Source organism: Lysobacter sp. TAF61 (genome assembly GCF_052113485.1).
Lineage (GTDB): Bacteria > Pseudomonadota > Gammaproteobacteria > Xanthomonadales > Xanthomonadaceae > Lysobacter_J.
On record NZ_JBFRDH010000002.1, the window covers coordinates 269,141 to 283,878 of the forward strand.

The following is a 14,738-nucleotide window of genomic DNA, read 5'->3' on the forward strand; positions in this document are numbered from 1 at the left end:
CGGGCAGAAAACCTACGGGCATTCAGTTTACGCGGCCGGTGGGCGCAAGGTGCGCTGGCTATACTCTGCGTTCTTCGCAAGAGAGTCCTGCGTGCCGCCTGCAGCCCCGCACCATGCCCACCCGGCCCGCCCCGCCGTAGCGCCGATGCCGCCCCTGGCGATCCGCGCCTACACCGCGACCAGCGCCGTCGGTCGCGGCCGCGAGGCATTGGCGACGGCATTGCGCGAATCGCGCAGCGGACTGCGTCGCAACGATTTCGGCACGTCTGCGCTGGACTGCTGGATCGGTCGCGTCGACGGGCTGGAGGACCTGCCCCTTCCGGAGCGCTTCAGCCGCTGGGACTCGCGCAACAACCGGCTGGCCTGGCTGGCGCTGAACCAGGACGGTATCCCGGAAGCGATCGCCGCCCTGGTCGAGCGGCACGGTGCCGACCGCATCGCGGTGGTGCTGGGCACTTCGACATCGAGCATCGGCGCCACCGAGGACGCCTACGCGAACCTCGAAGACGGCGCCTTCCCGGCAACGCTGGCACGCGCCGACGTGCATACGCCGCATTCGCTGGGCGAGTTCATCCAGCAGGCCACCGGCCTTCGCGGACCGGCGGTGACGGTGGCCACGGCCTGCTCGTCGTCGGCGAAGGTGTTCGCCCAGGCCGCGCGGCTGATCGCGGCCGGCCTGGCCGATGCCGCGCTGGTCGGCGGCGTCGACACGCTGTGCGGCAGCGTGCTCTTCGGTTTCAACTCGCTGCAGCTGGTCGCGGCCGAACCGTGCCGGCCGTTCGATGCCGATCGCACTGGTCTGTCGCTGGGCGAGGCCGGCGGCTTCGCCGTACTCGAACGCGCGCAGCCGGGCGATGCCGGGCTGCAGCTGCGCGGCTATGGCGAATCCAGCGACGCCCACCACATGTCGTCGCCGCATCCGGACGGCCTGGGTGCGCAACTGGCGATGCGCGATGCGCTCGCGCGCGCCGGCGTCGAAGCCGGCGACATCGGCTACCTCAACCTGCACGGCACCGCCACGCCGGCCAACGATTCGATCGAAGCAGCCGCGGTGGCCGGTCTTTTCCCCGACAGCCTGCACGCCAGTTCGACCAAGGGCTGGACCGGGCACACGCTCGGCGCCGCCGGCATCGTCGAATCGGTGATCGCGCTGATCGCGCTCGAGCACGGCGAGCTGCCCGGCACGCTCAACAGCCACGCGCCCGACGCCGCCTGTGGCCCGCAGATCCGCTTCCACCCGCAACGCACGCAGATCGCCTTTGCGATGAACAATTCCTTCGGCTTCGGCGGCAACAACTGCTCGCTCGTGTTCGGTCGCGCATGACGCATCTGCAGGCCCACATCGAAGGCATCGGTTTCTGGACGCGCGGACTGCCCTCGTGGGAGGCCGCACTCGCCCACGCCGCCGACGGCGCCCTGGTTGCCGATGCGCCGTCGCGGCCGTCGCCGCAGCTGTTGCCGGCCAACGAGCGCCGCCGCGCACCGGACACAGTGGCAGTCGCACTCGACGTGGCGATGGCGGCCTGCCAGGCCGCCGGCCGCGACCCGGCCACGCTGCCCTCGGTGTTCGCCTCGACCCACGGCGACCTGGGGATCACCGACTACATGTGCGAGACCCTGGCCGGCGATCCGCTGGCACTCTCGCCGACCCGTTTCCACAATTCCGTGCACAACGCCGCCGCGGGCTACTGGACCATCGGCACCGGTGCGATGGCGCCGGCCAGCGCGATCAGTGCACGCGAATCCAGCTTCGCCCAGGGCCTGCTCGATGCACTGGCCCAGCTCGCCAGCGGCGACGAAGCCGTGCTGCTGGTCGCCTATGACGGCCAGGCCGCCGGGCCGCTGAAGCAGATGGCGCCCAGCGACGGCCTGCTCGGCGCGGCACTGGTGCTGTCGCAGCAGGCATCGCCCGGCCATCTCACGCTGCGCGCGCAACTGGTGGCGAGCGGAGGCCACCAGGACGCCACCGGCCCGCTGTCGAAGTTGGCGTCGGCCAACGCGATGGCGCCGATGCTGCCGTTGTTCGACCTGCTCGCGCGCGGCCATGGCAGCGTGCGGCTGGTCGCCGGCCCGGACCACGACCTGCTGATCGACGTGTCATCGGCGGAGCTCGCCCGTGGCTGACATGCCGACCCGCCCGGTGCGCCTCACCCGCGACGATCTGGTCGTGGTCATCCCCGCACTCAACGAAGCCCTTCGCATCCGCGAAGTGGTCAGTGGCGCGCTGGCCGAATGCCCGCGAGTGCTAGTCATCGACGACGGTTCCGACGATGGCACCGCCGAGCGCATCGCCGACCTGCCGGTCACCGTGCTGCGCCACGCCGCCCGCATGGGCAAGGGCGCGAGCCTGCGCGACGGGTTTGCCGCGGCCCTGGCCATGGGTGCACGCGCGATCGTGACCATGGACGGCGACGGCCAGCACCTGGCGCGCGACATCCCGCGCCTGCTTGCCTCGGCCAACCGCCATCCCGGCCATGTCGTCATCGGCGCGCGGCTGCGCCATCGCTCGCAGCAGCCGCTGCAACGGCGCCTGGCCAACGAGTTCGCCGACTGGGGCATCGCCTGGGGTACCGGCTACGGTGTCGCCGACAGCCAGAGCGGGCAGCGCCTGTATCCGGCCGAAGTCGCCGCGCTGGGTGAAGTGCCGGGCGAGGACTTCGTGTTCGAGGCGCAGATCCTGATCTCGGCCGCGCAGCAACTGGGCACCCGCTGCGTCTCGGTGCCGATCGAATCGCGTTACCAGAGCGTGCACGGCGATGAGCAGTTCCGCGCCAGCCACTTCAAGCCGCTGCGCGACTTCAGCCGCATCACGTCGCACATCGTCAGCGGCGTGTTCCGCCGGGGCAGCATCCCGGCGATGTTCCGCAGCATCCGCGCCAATCCCGCGCTGATCGACGACGCCGACGGGATGCCGTTGCGCGAGCCCGGTCGCGAGGCGCTGTCCGCGCTCGACGACGGGACGCTGTAGGCGCGCCTACTCTCCCTTCGAAAGCGCGCTCTGCGGCTGGGTGCCCTGCGGCTGCGGTTTCGCGCCCTGCGGTTGCGGCTGCGCGCCTTGCGGCATTGGCGGCGGCGGCATCGCATCCGGCGGCGGCGGGTTGGCGACGAAGATCGCCACGCCGTGCGCGTACTTCTTGGTCGGCGAGATGCTCACGCCGATGCCGCCGGAGCTGAAGTTTCCGCCGTGGTAGCCACCGTAGCTGCCGCCACCGGCACCCACACCGATGCTGCTGCCGCCATAGCTGTTCTCGGCGCCCACGAACAACACGCCGTTGGCGCCCAGCTTGGCCGCTTCGATGCGCAGCTTGTTGATGACGTCGTTCAACTTGTTCTGCTCGCCATAGGTGAAACCGCCACTGGCGGTGTCCAGGCGTGCGATTTCCTCGAAGCCGTTCGGCGGAGGCGTGAAGTAGACGCGGACCTGCGATGGATCGATCGGCGGACGCGGCGTGCCGGTGACCAGCTGCGATGTCGACGAGCAACCGGCCAGCAGGGCCAGCAGGACAGGAGCGAGGGACAGGAGGACGCGGCGCATGGTGGCGAATCCGGGTCGGGGTGATGCGCCGATCCTACGCCAGGCCACGCACACCGGCCAATGCGACTTTCCCGGCGTTCAGTCAGGTCATGCCGCCGTCAACGCCGATGACCTGGCCGTTGATGTATCCGGCCGCATCCGAGCACAGGAACCCGACCAGCGCGGCGACTTCCTCGGCGCGGCCGGCACGGGCGGCCGGCACCATCTGCTTGATCGCCTCGGGCGGGAACGCGGCATCGGCCATGCGGCCGGCGATCACCCCCGGGGCGACGACATTGCAGGTGATGCCGCGGCTGCCCATCTCGCGCGCCAGTGATTTGGTCGCGCCGTGCAGCGCCGCCTTGGCGGCGGCGTAGTTGCTCTGGCCGCGGTTGCCCAGCACCGCCGCCACCGAGGACACGCTGACCACCCGCCCCCAGCGCGTGCGCGCCATCGGCAACAGCAGCGGTTGGGTGACGTGGAAGAAGCCGTGCAGCGACACGTCGATCACCTGCTTCCACTGGCGCTCGCTCATGCCCGCCATCGGTGCGTCGTCGTGGATGCCGGCGTTGTTGACCACGACCTGGATGGGGCCGTGTTCCAGCAGCGCGGCCATGGCGGTCGCGGTGGCGGCGCCATCGGCGACGTCGAAGGCGACCGCGTGGGCGCGGCCGCCGGCGGCCTCGATCGTGGCGACCAGCGCCTGCGCGCGTTCGAGGTTCTGGTTGGCGTGGACGATCACCTCGCAGCCGTCGGCGGCCAGGCGCTGGCAGATCGCACTGCCGATGTCGCCACTGCCGCCGGTGACCAGGGCGCGGCGGATGCTGGGTGCGGGTTTTTCCATGGCCGCGATTGTGCGCGAATGGCTTCAGCCCCGATAGCTCAATAGATCAGGTCTGATAGATCACGGCGGCGCGACCGCGCGCGACCTCGGCGTCGCCATGCCGGATCACGAATTCGTACTGGCTGCCGGCCGTATCGGCGATGAGGCAGTGCGCCTCGACCTCGAGCGCCCCGGGCAGGTCGTCGATGCGTTCGACGCGCAACTGCAGGCCGCGCAGCGACACCAGCAGACCGGGCTTCACTGCCTCGCCGGCGGCGCGAGCAAGCAGGCCGCCGTGCACGGCCATCGCCTGGGCGCCGTACTCGCCCAGGTGCACCGCGTGCAGGCGCCCGTCATGACGCAGCGGGTGGTGCGGGTCGCGGTGCCCGTGCGAACGCAGGCGGATGCGCTGGCCGTCCCACTCCACGACTTCCTGCCACAGGCACATCGCCCCCTGGTGCGGCACCAGCGAGGCGATGTCGATGGCAGCGCCTGCTTCATCCACCGTGGGTGGTCCCGGACACCGGGGCGCGCACGATCAGCAGCGCCAGCACGAAGTTGCAGACCACGCCGAGCGCGACCGTCGCGCCGATCGCGCGCAGCACCGGGATGCTGGAAGCGGCCAGCAGCGCGAATACCAGCAGCGTGGTCAGGCTGCACACGATCACCGCGTGCAGCGTGCGCAGCTGTTCGGCGCGGTCGTCGCCGGCGTGGTCGAAGAACAGGGCGTAGTCCAGGCCCAGGCCGGCGGCGAGGATCAGCGACACCAGGTGGAACAGGTTGAGCTCGACGCCCATTGCACGCAGCACCGCCAGGATCAGCAGCGTGCTCAGCGCCATCGGCGCCAGCACCCGCAGCACACGCCGCGGCGAACGCAGCGCGAACCACACCGCCGCGGTCAGCAGCACCGCCGCCAGCGCCAATGCCCACAGCACGCGCTGTCGGTACTGGGCAACCAGCGATTCCGATGCCTGCTTGAGGTCGAGCAGCTGCGCACCGTGTGCGCTCGCCACCGTGGCAACCGCAGCGGGATCCTGCAGGCCGCTCAGTGCGACCAACGCGGTGACGTGGCCCCCGCGCTGCAGCAGCAGGCCCTCGACACTGGCAGCCAGGGGCGTGCCGGCCAGGTCGCGCGGCGCCAGTGCCGGCGCCTGCTTCGCCCGCTCGATGTCGGCGACGAACGCATCGAAGGCATCAGGCTGGAACGGGCCGCCGGCCATCGCGGCATCGAGCGCCGCGCGCAGCGTCGGCCGATCCGGCAAGCGCGCCTGGCGCGCGTGCTGCGTCGTCGCGCTGGGCAGGTATCGCGCCGCCAGGTCGAACCCACCGATCGCGCCCCTGGCGCGCAGGTCCTGCAGCGCCGGCAGCAGGCGCTCGGACGAGCGCAGCGCGGATTCGACATCGGGTTGCTGCACCACCAGCACGTAGCGCACATCCGGCGCGCCCAGTTCGCTGCGAAGTTGTGCATCGCGGGCGAGCGCCGCCGGCGGCACCGGCGTCAGGCGGCCCAGGTCGTTCTGCCAGAACGAGCCGGGCGCGAACGCGGCCACGGCGGCCGCAACCAGCGCCACCAGCAGCACCGCGCCACCGCGCATGCGCGGCCAGCGCGCCAGGCGTTCCCAGCAGCGGCCCAGCCAGACCGAGTCGGCGGCATCGCGCGGCGCCGGGTCGATCAACGCCGGCAGCAGGAAACGCGTGGCCAGCGCCGCCGTCGCCAGGCCGACCACGGTGAACACCGCCAGTTGCTGCAGGCCATCGACGCCGGACACCAGGAAAGTCAGGTAGGCGATGCAGGTCGAGGCCACGCCGGTGGCCAGCGTGGGCCACAGCGCGCGCGCACTCGCCCACGGCGATACGCCGGCGCGCTGGTGACTGAACAGATGGATCGGATAGTCCTGGACCACGCCGATCAGGGTGAATCCGAACGCCACCGTGATCCCGTGCACGCCATCGAACGCCAGCGCGACCGCACCCAGCCCGACCAGGCCAGCGCTCGCCAGCGGCAACCCGCCCAGCAGCGGCGCTTTCCAGCTGCGGTACGCCACCCACAGCAGCAGCACGAAGACGAGGCTGTCGAGCGTGCCGATCAGGCTGGCTTCGCGCGCGGTGCGGTTGCCGATCTCGACCGAGAACGCACCCGGCCCGGTCAGCGACATCCGCGTGGCGCTGTTGCCGCGCACGGCGGCGAATGCGGCCTGGATCGAATCGAATGCGGCCTGCTGGCCCTTCGGATCGAAGCCGGCGGCATGGGTCTCAACCGCCAGCAGCGCTTCGCGTCCGGCCTTGTCGAACCACACGCCATGCAGGCGCTGCGGCGCGTTCGCCGGTTGCCAGGCTTCGGCCAGCTTCAGGGTTTCCAGCGTCGGATCGGCCGGGAGCAGCGGCTCGATCATCGCTGCGGCCGGCGAGCCGAGGTCCTGCATGCGTGCGTCGAGTTGCGCGCGCAGGAAATCGGCGTCGAGCGCCTGTGCGTCCAGCGAGTTCGACAGCAGGTAGCGGTAGGGGCGCAGATGCGCCGGGATCGCTTCCGGGCCCAGCGCCGCGCCGTTGGCCACCAGCTTGAACGACGGCAGCGAGACCAGGCGCTCGCGCAGCGATTGCGACTGCGCCGCCAGCGTCTGCGCATCCGCGCCGGTCAGGCCGATCAGCAGCAGGCGCGAGCCCGGGCCTTCGCCGAGTTCGTCGATCAGCAGCTTCTGCGCGGGCGTCTGCGGCGCCGGCATGAACTTGCGCAGGTCGCCGCTCAGTTGCAGGCGCGGCGCGACCAGTGTCGCCAGGATCAGCAGCGAGACCAGCCACAGCAGGGCGAGCGCCAGGCGTCGCGCCGCACTCATGGACGGCTCATTGACCGGTGCAGCGCTCATCGAGCGGTGTCGCCGTGGCACAGACCGGTCAGCGCTGCGGCGTCGGCGATGCTCGCGGCATCCACGGCGGCGCCGGCCAGCAGCGTGCGCTGCGGCGGCGCGCTGCCGGCGGTGCGCGTCTCGATGCAGCGCAGCTCGGAGCCGCGACCGTACAGCGCGATCGCCTGCAACCGCGCCGACAGTGCGGCTTCCTTCGGCACCAGGGTCAGCGTCCAGTTCTGGCGGGTGCCGTCGGCGGACAAGGTGTAGTGCTGCTCCAACCCGGCGCGGTCACCGCCCAGCAGCGCGGCGAAGTTGGCCTGGAAACCGGCCAGTTCCGGCACGCGCGACAGCGCGAACTTGCGCGGCGCCTGGCCGGCGCGCGTGATCGTCGCCTCGCCTGCGCGCAGCGTCGTGGTTTCGGCGTAGGGCGTGCGCACTTCGCGCACCAGCGTGTCCACATCTGGCCGCAGGTACCGGCCGGTCAGGCGCAGCGGCGTCTTCAGCAATTTCGATCCGCGCACCTCCACGAAAGGCGTGCTCGCCGGCACCGGCCGCGCGATGCCTTTGAGGATCCAGCCCGCATCAACCGGCGTTGCCGCGCCCGGCGCGGCGTCAGTGGCGGCCGCGCACAGCGTCGCGCTGGCCAGCAGCCACAGCGGCGCCAGTCGTCGCGCCCACGCCTTCACTTTGTTGCGCCCCATCGTCATGCGCTGCGTCATTGCCATCCCAGAAATCGTAGAAGTTGAACCAGTTGTAGGGAGCGCCGCGCGCCTGTTCCTGCAGGCGCGCCGCGTAACGCAGGACCACCGCCGCCACCGCGCCGCGCCGCTGGCTGCGCGAGGCATGCTGGCCGAGCAGGTCCGAGCCGTCGCTGAATTCCTCGAAACGCAGGTCGTAGCGGTTGCCGCCACGGTACAGGCCGAAGGCGAGCACGACCGGCACCCGCAGGGTCGCGGCAATCAGCCATGGCGAGTTCGGGAACGATGCGTCCGCGCCAAGGAACGGCACGCGCGTGACGGCTTCGCCGGGCGCGGCGCGATCGACCAGCAATGCCACCAGCTCGCCATCGGCCAGTGCCTGCTGGATCGCCAGGACGATGGCGACACCTGGCTGGCCGGCGTCGATGACGTCGCGTGCAAGCCGCGGGTTGAGCGCGTCGAGCAGCTGCGTCACCGCCGGGTTGTGCGCGATGTCGAGCACGACCCGCACCCGCAGCGAGGGTCGCGTGGTCACCAGCACGCGCAGCGCATCGAAGCTGCCCAGGTGCGAGCCGAACACCAGCACGCCTTCGCCGCGGTCGACGCGATGGGCCAGCGCCTGCAGGCCATCGACGCGGATGTCGAAGCGCGACAGCTGGCCGCTGAGCAGGAAGACGCGATCGAGGATGGTCGCGGCAAAGGTGTGGATGTGGTGGGCGACGTTCCACCATCGCGGCCGCTGTCCGAGCACGCGCGCGAGGTAGGCACGCGAGGCCCGCCGTTCGGGCCCGCGCACCAGCAGGAAATAGGCCGTGATCGGGTACAGGCACAGCCGCGCCACGGTCCGGCCGCCGTAGCGGGCGATGCTGCGGATCACCCACAGTGCGAACCGGCCACCACCTTCCGGGCGCTGCTTCCAGTGTTCGTTCACGCCGGCTCCGCATCGACGCTGTCGGCGGCGGCGATCACTTCGCCACTGGCCAGCAGCGTGTCGCCGCGCAGCACGCGGAATCGCCAGCGCGGCGCGGCGCCATCGAGTTCGATGCGCGCCTCTTGCTCCGGCAGCAGCGGCTGCAAGAACTTGACCTGCGGCAACCGCAGCGGCGGCAGCGGCCCGTGCAAGGCCTCGATGGCTTCGACCACACGCTCCAGCAGCACCACGCCAGGCACCAGCGGCCGGCCCGGGAAATGACCGGGCAGGCAGGGATGGTCGGCGGGGATCACGAAACCCATGGCGGCTGCTGCGGGCACCTGTGCGAAGGCGCACAGGATAAGGCACGCCTCAGGCGAACAGGTCGCGCCAGAACTTCGGGCCGAGGGCGGCCATCTGCCGCAGGAAGTCGAGCAGGTTGCGGTACGGCCGGTGCGGGAACAGACGCCGGCGCAGTGCGTACTCGCCGAGGAAGAAGCCGCCGACGATGCCGTAATTGGCCAGGTTGGCGAACAGCGACCACTGCGACTGGGTGATCGACAGCGCCGGGACGTGACCCAGCCGCGCCAGCACGCCGCCAGGCACCGCGATCATCGCCAGCACGCCATTGGCCAGCGCCAGCAGCGCGAGCACCGTCGCCCAGGCCGCGGTGAGGCGGCGCGAATACCGGTACAGCTGCGGCGCCAGGCCGGCCGGCGTGGTGCGTTCCATGGCCGCCACGATCCGGGTGATCAGCGCCTCGCGCGGCGCGCGCAGGCTGCGCCCGAACAGCCAGGCGACCAGGCCGACGAACACCATCGGCGGCGCCAGCAGCAGCAGTTGCGCGTAGGGCGTGGCCGCCAGCCAGACCAGGCCGGCGCCGAGCAGCACGGTCAGCGCCCAGGCCCACCCGCGGCGCTCCAGCAGCGGCACGGCCAGCAACAGCACGACCAGGTCGGCCAGGGCTATCGCCGCCGCCAGGCCGCCGCCGTCCTCGCTGGCCCAATGCGCGAGCAAGGGGTAGACGACCGCCAGCAACAGCGGCAGCACGGCGGAAGGATTCAAGGGGATGCGCCTGGGAGAGCCGGGGTCAGCGGGGCTGGCGGGATTGGCGAGGTCAGGCAGTCTTGTGCTGCTCGATGTGCGCGGCCAGCGCGCGCAGCGAGGCGAAGATGCGCCGGTTCTCCTCGTTGTCCGAGCGCAGCTGGAAGCCGTAGCGCTTGGAGATCGCCAGCGCCAGTTCGAGCGCGTCGATCGAGTCCAGGCCCAGGCCTTCGCCGAACAGCGCCGCTTCCGGGTCGATCTGCCCGGCCGCCACGTCCTCGAGGTTCAGGCTGTCCACCAGCAGTTGCGCCAGTTCGCGTTCGACGGGGCTTTGTTCAGACATCGGGCAATCCAGGGACAAAGGCGATCAAGGGGCGCAACGATCCGGCATCGCGACGCCGTACGCAACCCGTATCATTCGCGCATGACCGAAACCGCAACTGCTCCCGCCCCGGCCGACGCCGCTGCGGCCGCGGACCTGAACGCGCAGCACCCCCAGCCGGACCCGATCGACACCGACGTACTGGTGATCGGCGGCGGCCCCGCCGGCACCACCGCCGCGACCCTGCTGGCGCGCCGCGGCTGGCGCGTGCTGCTGCTGGAGAAGGACTGCCACCCGCGCTTCCACATCGGCGAGTCGCTGCTGCCGATGAACCTGCCCATCCTCGAGCGCCTGGGCGTGCTCGACCAGGTCAAGGAAATCGGCACCTTCAAGCCGGGCGCCGAGTTCCCGATCGACGTCGACAACTACAACACCTTCCGCTTCGCCCGCGCGCTCGATCCCAAGTTCGGCTACGCCTACCAGGTCAAGCGCGAGGAGTACGACGAGCTGCTGTTCCGCCACAGCCAGGCCAATGGCGTCGATGCGCGCGAGCGTCATCGCGTCGAGCGTGTGGAATTCGGCGCCGACGGCCGCCCGCAGCTGGTGCATGCGCGCGATGGCGACGGCAACGCGTTCACGATCAAGCCGCGCTATGTCGTCGACGCCAGCGGTCGCGATGCGTTCTTCGGCAGCCAGCTCAAGCTCAAGAAGAAGAACCCGCTGCACCAGTCGGCGGCGATCTTCAGCCATTTCAGCGACGTCGAGCGCCGCCCCGGCGAGGACGCCGGCAACATCACGGTGCAGCGCTTCGCCCACGGCTGGATGTGGCTGATCCCGCTGCGCGAAGGCGTGATGAGCGTCGGCGCGGTGTGCTTCCCGGAGTTCCTCAAGCAGCGCCGCGGCGAAACCGAGGCGTTCCTGATGAAGGCGCTGGAGTCGGAGCCGTCGGTGTGGAAGCGCATGCGCAACGCAAAGCGCATCGGCCCGGTGCACGTCACCGGCAACTACTCCTATACCTGCACGCAGATGCACGGCCCGGGCTGGGTCATGGTGGGCGACGCCTATGCGTTCGTCGATCCGGTGTTCTCCTCGGGTGTGTACCTGGGCATGAACAGCGCCGAGCAGGCCGCGGACGTTGTCGACGGGGCGCTGCGCGAGCCTTCGCGCGAGGGCGCACTGCAGCGCGCGATGAGCAGGCGCCTCAAGCGCGGCCTCAAGCATTTCCAGTGGTTCATCTACCGCTTCACCACGCCGGTGATGCGCCACCTGTTCAACCACCCGCGCAACTACTGGCAGGTCGAACAGGCGGTGATCTCGATGCTGGCCGGCGACGTCTTCGACAACCCGGCCGTGCTGCGCCGCTTGCGCGTGTTCCGCTTCATCTATGCGATGACGGCGCTGAGCATGGCGCCCGAGGCGCTGCGTGGCTGGCTGCGGCGGCGGCGCCAGGTCGGTGTCGACGTCGGCCTCGGCGGCGGTCGCGACACGCTGCAGCCCGGCAGCGGAGATCCGCGCTCGTGAGCGCCGTCCGCCCGATGTTGCAGCCACCGCACCTGTCGGTGGACTACGTGCTCGATGCCAGCCCGCAGCAATTGCTGGATGGCGGCGACACGCTCGCGGTGATCGGCTTCGGCAGCCATGCCCCGCACCATGACGACCCGCGCTACCTGCGCGTCGCGCTGCAGCCGCATGGCGTCGCGCCGCTGGAGGTGTGGCGTGGCCGCGGGCCGGTCATCCGTGGCCGCGACGGCGACGTCGCCTGGGCCGAGGACGGCGCGCTGCAGTTCGGCGCCATCGAGCTGGACGAGGCGCCCGGCGCCGGCGGCATGAGCGACATCGAGGCGACGTCCGAGCGCCTCTACGCGCGCATGTCGGCGTTCCTGCGCGGACGCGGCTACCCGCACCTGCTGCGGGTATGGAACTACCTCGACGGCATCACCCTGGGCGAAGGCGACGAAGAGCGCTATCGCCAGTTCTGCGTCGGTCGCGCCCGCGGCCTGGGCACGGTCGACCCGACCACGCTGCCGGCGGCAACGGCCATCGGCCGCGTCGACAGCGAGCGCCGCCTGCAGGTGTACTGGCTGGCCGCGCGCGCGCCCGGCACGCCGCTGGAGAACCCGCGCCAGATCAGCGCCTACCAGTACCCGCGTCAGTACGGCCCACAGCCGCCGAGCTTCGCCCGCGCGATGCTGCCGCCGGCAGACGGCGCGATGCCGCTGTTGCTGTCCGGCACGGCGGCCATCGTCGGCCATGAATCGCGCCACATCGATTCGGTGGTGACCCAGCTCGACGAGACGCTCGCCAACTTCGACAGCCTGCTGAGCGCCGCGCGCGCGCAGCGGTCGACGCTGCCGCCGCAGTTCGGCGCGGACTCGCGGCTGAAGGTGTATGTGCGCCAGCTCGACGAGATGGATGCCGTGGCCGCGGAGCTCGACGCGCGCCTGGGCCCGGACGTCCCGCGCGTGCTGCTGCATGCGGCGGTGTGCCGGCGCGAGCTGCGCGTGGAAATCGACGGCGTGCATTCGTAGTCGCGGCCCGTCATCCCCGCGCAGCCGGGGATGCATCGATGTTGCGCGGGTGGCATCCGGGGCTATCGCCTCCCACCGCCCGCGGCTATGGTGCGCGGACGCCAACATCGTCTGGGAGTCACCGAAATGGGTTTGATCAGCCTGCTCTGGGGAATCTTCGCCATGCTCTGGATGGTGGTCGCGCTGATTCCCTTGCTGGGATGGGGTAACTGGCTGTTGATCCCGTTCGCCTCCGTCGGCGCCATCATTGCCGCGATCGGGATCCTGTTCACCAGCCCGGGCAACCGCGGCCGCGCCAAGACCGGCCTGGTCCTCAACGGGATCGTGATCATCGTCGGCATCGTCCGCCTCGGCATGGGCGGCGGGATCATCTGAGCCCTGCCCGCTCCGCGGCATGAACGGAAGACCGGCGCCTTCCTGTGCCGGCTTCCATATGCCGGGCTGCTCCGCCCGGCCATCGGCGAAATGCCTGTTGGGCATGAGCAGATGACGCAAAACCTTTTCCCTCCGCCGCCTCCGGCCCCCAGAGTCGCGTCATGGACGCTGCCCGGACGCGGCATCCTGCTGTCCCCTCCCCAAACCTGAATAGGAGCCGGCGATGCCGACCCCGCACCGAACGTCGTCCCCCGTGGCCTGGCTGAGCGGCGCGCTGGCCTGCGCCCTGGCCGCGCCGGGCCAGGCCCAGACCGCGCCTGCCGCCCCCACCGTCGAAGACCTCGCCCGCCGCCTCCAGGCCATCGAGCAGCGCCTGGGCACCGCCCCGGCAAGCAGCGCCGACAGCGCCGGCCTGACCGACCTGGACCAGCGCCTGCGCGTGATCGAACGCAAGCTCGAGCTGCAATCCGAGGAAGCCGCGACCCGCGCCGCCAGCACGCCGACCGTGTCGCTCAGCGCCAGCAAGGGCCTGGCGGTGAAGTCGCCGCCGCCCGGCGACGTCGAGGTCAAGTTCAAGGGCCTGGTGCAGGGCGATGGCCGCTTCTACATCGACGACGACCAGTACCCGCAGAACGACACCTTCCTGCTGCGCCGCGTCGAACCGACCATCGAAGGCACCTGGGGTTCGCTGATCGGCTTCCGCGTCACCGCCCAGCTGGCCGGCGACAGCGCCACGACCAGCGACGTCTACCTCGACCTCAAGTTCGATCCGCGCGCGACCGTGCGCATCGGCAAGACCAAGGTGCCGGTCGGGCTGGAGCGCCTGCAGTCGAGCGGCTCCACCGCGCAGGTCGAACTGGGCCTGCCGGGCGAACTCGCCCCGGGACGCGACATCGGCGTGCAGCTGCAAGGCGAATTCGCCAGCTCGACCGTCAGCTACGCGCTGGGCGTCTACAACGGCGCGGTCGACGGCCGCGACGGTGCCACCACCAACCCCGACAACGATTTCGAAGTCGCCGCGCGCGTGTTCGTGGAACCGTGGAAGAACGATGGCACTGCGCTCTCGGGCCTGGGCTTCGGCATCGCCGGCAGCACCGGCGACAAGCAGGGCGTGGGCAACAATTTCCTGCCCCGCTACCGCACGCCCGGACAGGTGCAGTTCTTCAACTACCGCGGCGCGGTCGCGGCCAATGGCGAGAACTCGCGCTGGTCGCCGCAGGCGTACTGGTATCGCAACTCCTTCGGCGTGCTGGGCGAGTACATCAGCTCCACGCAGGAAGTGCTGCTGCCGGCGAGCGGCGCGCGGCAATCGCTCGACAACCAGGCCTGGCAGGTCAGCGCCGGCTTCGTGCTCACCGGCGAAGACGCCGGATACAAGGGCGTAACGCGGCCTAACCATCCTTTTACGCTCGGCAGTGCAGGCTGGGGTGCGTGGGAGCTGGTGGCACGGTACGGCGAACTGGATGTCGACGACGACGCGTTTCCGCTGTTCGCCGACCCCGCCGTCGCCGCCAGCCGCGCGGAGTCGTGGGGACTGGGCGTGAACTGGTACCTCAACAGCAACCTCAAGCTTGTCGCCAACTACACGCAGACCACGTTCGAGCGTGGCGCCCCTGCCGGCGCCGACCGCGAAGACGAAAAGGCCTTCTTCACCCGCGCGCAGTTCTCGTTCTGACCT

The 14,738-nt window shown here is 70.7% G+C and carries 16 protein-coding genes; 7 read left to right on the forward strand and 9 right to left on the reverse strand.

Features of this window, described 5'->3' with window-relative positions; translation table 11 throughout:
- The first annotated feature begins 145 nt into the window (after positions 1–145).
- From AB4Y64_RS05650 to AB4Y64_RS05660, 3 genes are read left to right on the forward strand one after another with little or no spacing between them, the layout of a single operon-like run.
- On the forward strand, positions 146–1,324 hold the full coding sequence (locus tag AB4Y64_RS05650; RefSeq protein ID WP_441815465.1) for a beta-ketoacyl-[acyl-carrier-protein] synthase family protein: 1,179 nt from the start codon (positions 146–148) through the stop codon (positions 1,322–1,324).
- Entirely contained in the window at positions 1,321–2,124 is an 804-nt protein-coding gene (locus tag AB4Y64_RS05655; protein WP_441815466.1) for a beta-ketoacyl synthase chain length factor, read from the forward strand. Before AB4Y64_RS05650 ends, AB4Y64_RS05655 begins: the two co-directional genes overlap by 4 nt.
- Before the next feature lies 1 nt (position 2,125).
- On the forward strand, positions 2,126–2,968 hold the full coding sequence (locus AB4Y64_RS05660; protein ID WP_441815842.1) for a glycosyltransferase family 2 protein: 843 nt from the start codon (positions 2,126–2,128) through the stop codon (positions 2,966–2,968).
- Positions 2,969–2,974: 6 nt separating this feature from the next.
- On the opposite strand, the gene AB4Y64_RS05665 is transcribed toward AB4Y64_RS05660, so the two are convergent.
- From AB4Y64_RS05665 to AB4Y64_RS05705, 9 genes are all read right to left on the reverse strand, one after another.
- Positions 2,975–3,535, reverse strand: coding sequence for a hypothetical protein (locus AB4Y64_RS05665; RefSeq protein ID WP_441815467.1), 561 nt, complete (start codon positions 3,533–3,535; stop codon positions 2,975–2,977).
- Positions 3,536–3,617: 82 nt separating this feature from the next.
- The gene (fabG, locus tag AB4Y64_RS05670) at positions 3,618–4,358 is read right to left on the reverse strand and encodes a 3-oxoacyl-ACP reductase FabG (protein WP_441815468.1); all 741 of its coding nucleotides are present in this window, start codon (positions 4,356–4,358) and stop codon (positions 3,618–3,620) included.
- Between the two features lie 46 nt (positions 4,359–4,404).
- Entirely contained in the window at positions 4,405–4,785 is a 381-nt protein-coding gene (locus AB4Y64_RS05675) for a phosphotransferase (protein ID WP_441815843.1), read from the reverse strand.
- 49 nt (positions 4,786–4,834) lie between these two features.
- Complete coding sequence (locus AB4Y64_RS05680; RefSeq protein ID WP_441815469.1) at positions 4,835–7,171, reverse strand: MMPL family transporter; 2,337 nt, start codon at positions 7,169–7,171, stop codon at positions 4,835–4,837.
- Between the two features lie 26 nt (positions 7,172–7,197).
- Complete coding sequence (locus tag AB4Y64_RS05685) at positions 7,198–7,884, reverse strand: LolA-related protein (RefSeq protein ID WP_441815470.1); 687 nt, start codon at positions 7,882–7,884, stop codon at positions 7,198–7,200.
- Entirely contained in the window at positions 7,796–8,812 is a 1,017-nt protein-coding gene (locus tag AB4Y64_RS05690; protein WP_441815471.1) for an LpxL/LpxP family acyltransferase, read from the reverse strand. Before AB4Y64_RS05690 ends, AB4Y64_RS05685 begins: the two co-directional genes overlap by 89 nt.
- Positions 8,809–9,114, reverse strand: coding sequence for a hypothetical protein (locus AB4Y64_RS05695; RefSeq protein ID WP_441815472.1), 306 nt, complete (start codon positions 9,112–9,114; stop codon positions 8,809–8,811). The genes AB4Y64_RS05690 and AB4Y64_RS05695 overlap by 4 nt, the downstream gene beginning before the upstream one ends.
- 49 nt (positions 9,115–9,163) lie before the next feature.
- Positions 9,164–9,856 carry a ketosynthase gene (locus tag AB4Y64_RS05700; protein WP_441815473.1) on the reverse strand — a complete coding sequence of 231 codons (693 nt, stop codon included), beginning with the start codon at positions 9,854–9,856 and terminating at the stop codon, positions 9,164–9,166.
- Positions 9,857–9,908: 52 nt separating this feature from the next.
- Positions 9,909–10,178, reverse strand: coding sequence for a phosphopantetheine-binding protein (locus AB4Y64_RS05705; protein ID WP_441815474.1), 270 nt, complete (start codon positions 10,176–10,178; stop codon positions 9,909–9,911).
- 135 nt (positions 10,179–10,313) lie between these two features.
- Here AB4Y64_RS05705 and AB4Y64_RS05710 point away from each other — a divergent pair, with 135 nt between their 5' ends.
- The 4 genes from AB4Y64_RS05710 to AB4Y64_RS05725 all read left to right on the forward strand — a co-directional run bounded on the left by AB4Y64_RS05710 (position 10,314) and on the right by AB4Y64_RS05725 (position 14,735).
- A complete protein-coding gene (locus tag AB4Y64_RS05710) occupies positions 10,314–11,678 on the forward strand; it encodes an NAD(P)/FAD-dependent oxidoreductase (protein WP_441815844.1) in 1,365 nt (454 codons plus the stop codon).
- A gap of 14 nt (positions 11,679–11,692) precedes the next feature.
- A complete protein-coding gene (locus AB4Y64_RS05715) occupies positions 11,693–12,685 on the forward strand; it encodes a chorismate transformation enzyme, FkbO/Hyg5 family (protein WP_441815845.1) in 993 nt (330 codons plus the stop codon).
- A 126-nt stretch (positions 12,686–12,811) separates the two neighbouring features.
- Complete coding sequence (locus AB4Y64_RS05720) at positions 12,812–13,060, forward strand: hypothetical protein (protein WP_441815475.1); 249 nt, start codon at positions 12,812–12,814, stop codon at positions 13,058–13,060.
- Positions 13,061–13,283: 223 nt separating this feature from the next.
- A complete protein-coding gene (locus AB4Y64_RS05725) occupies positions 13,284–14,735 on the forward strand; it encodes an OprO/OprP family phosphate-selective porin (protein ID WP_441815476.1) in 1,452 nt (483 codons plus the stop codon).
- Positions 14,736–14,738: the final 3 nt, after the last annotated feature.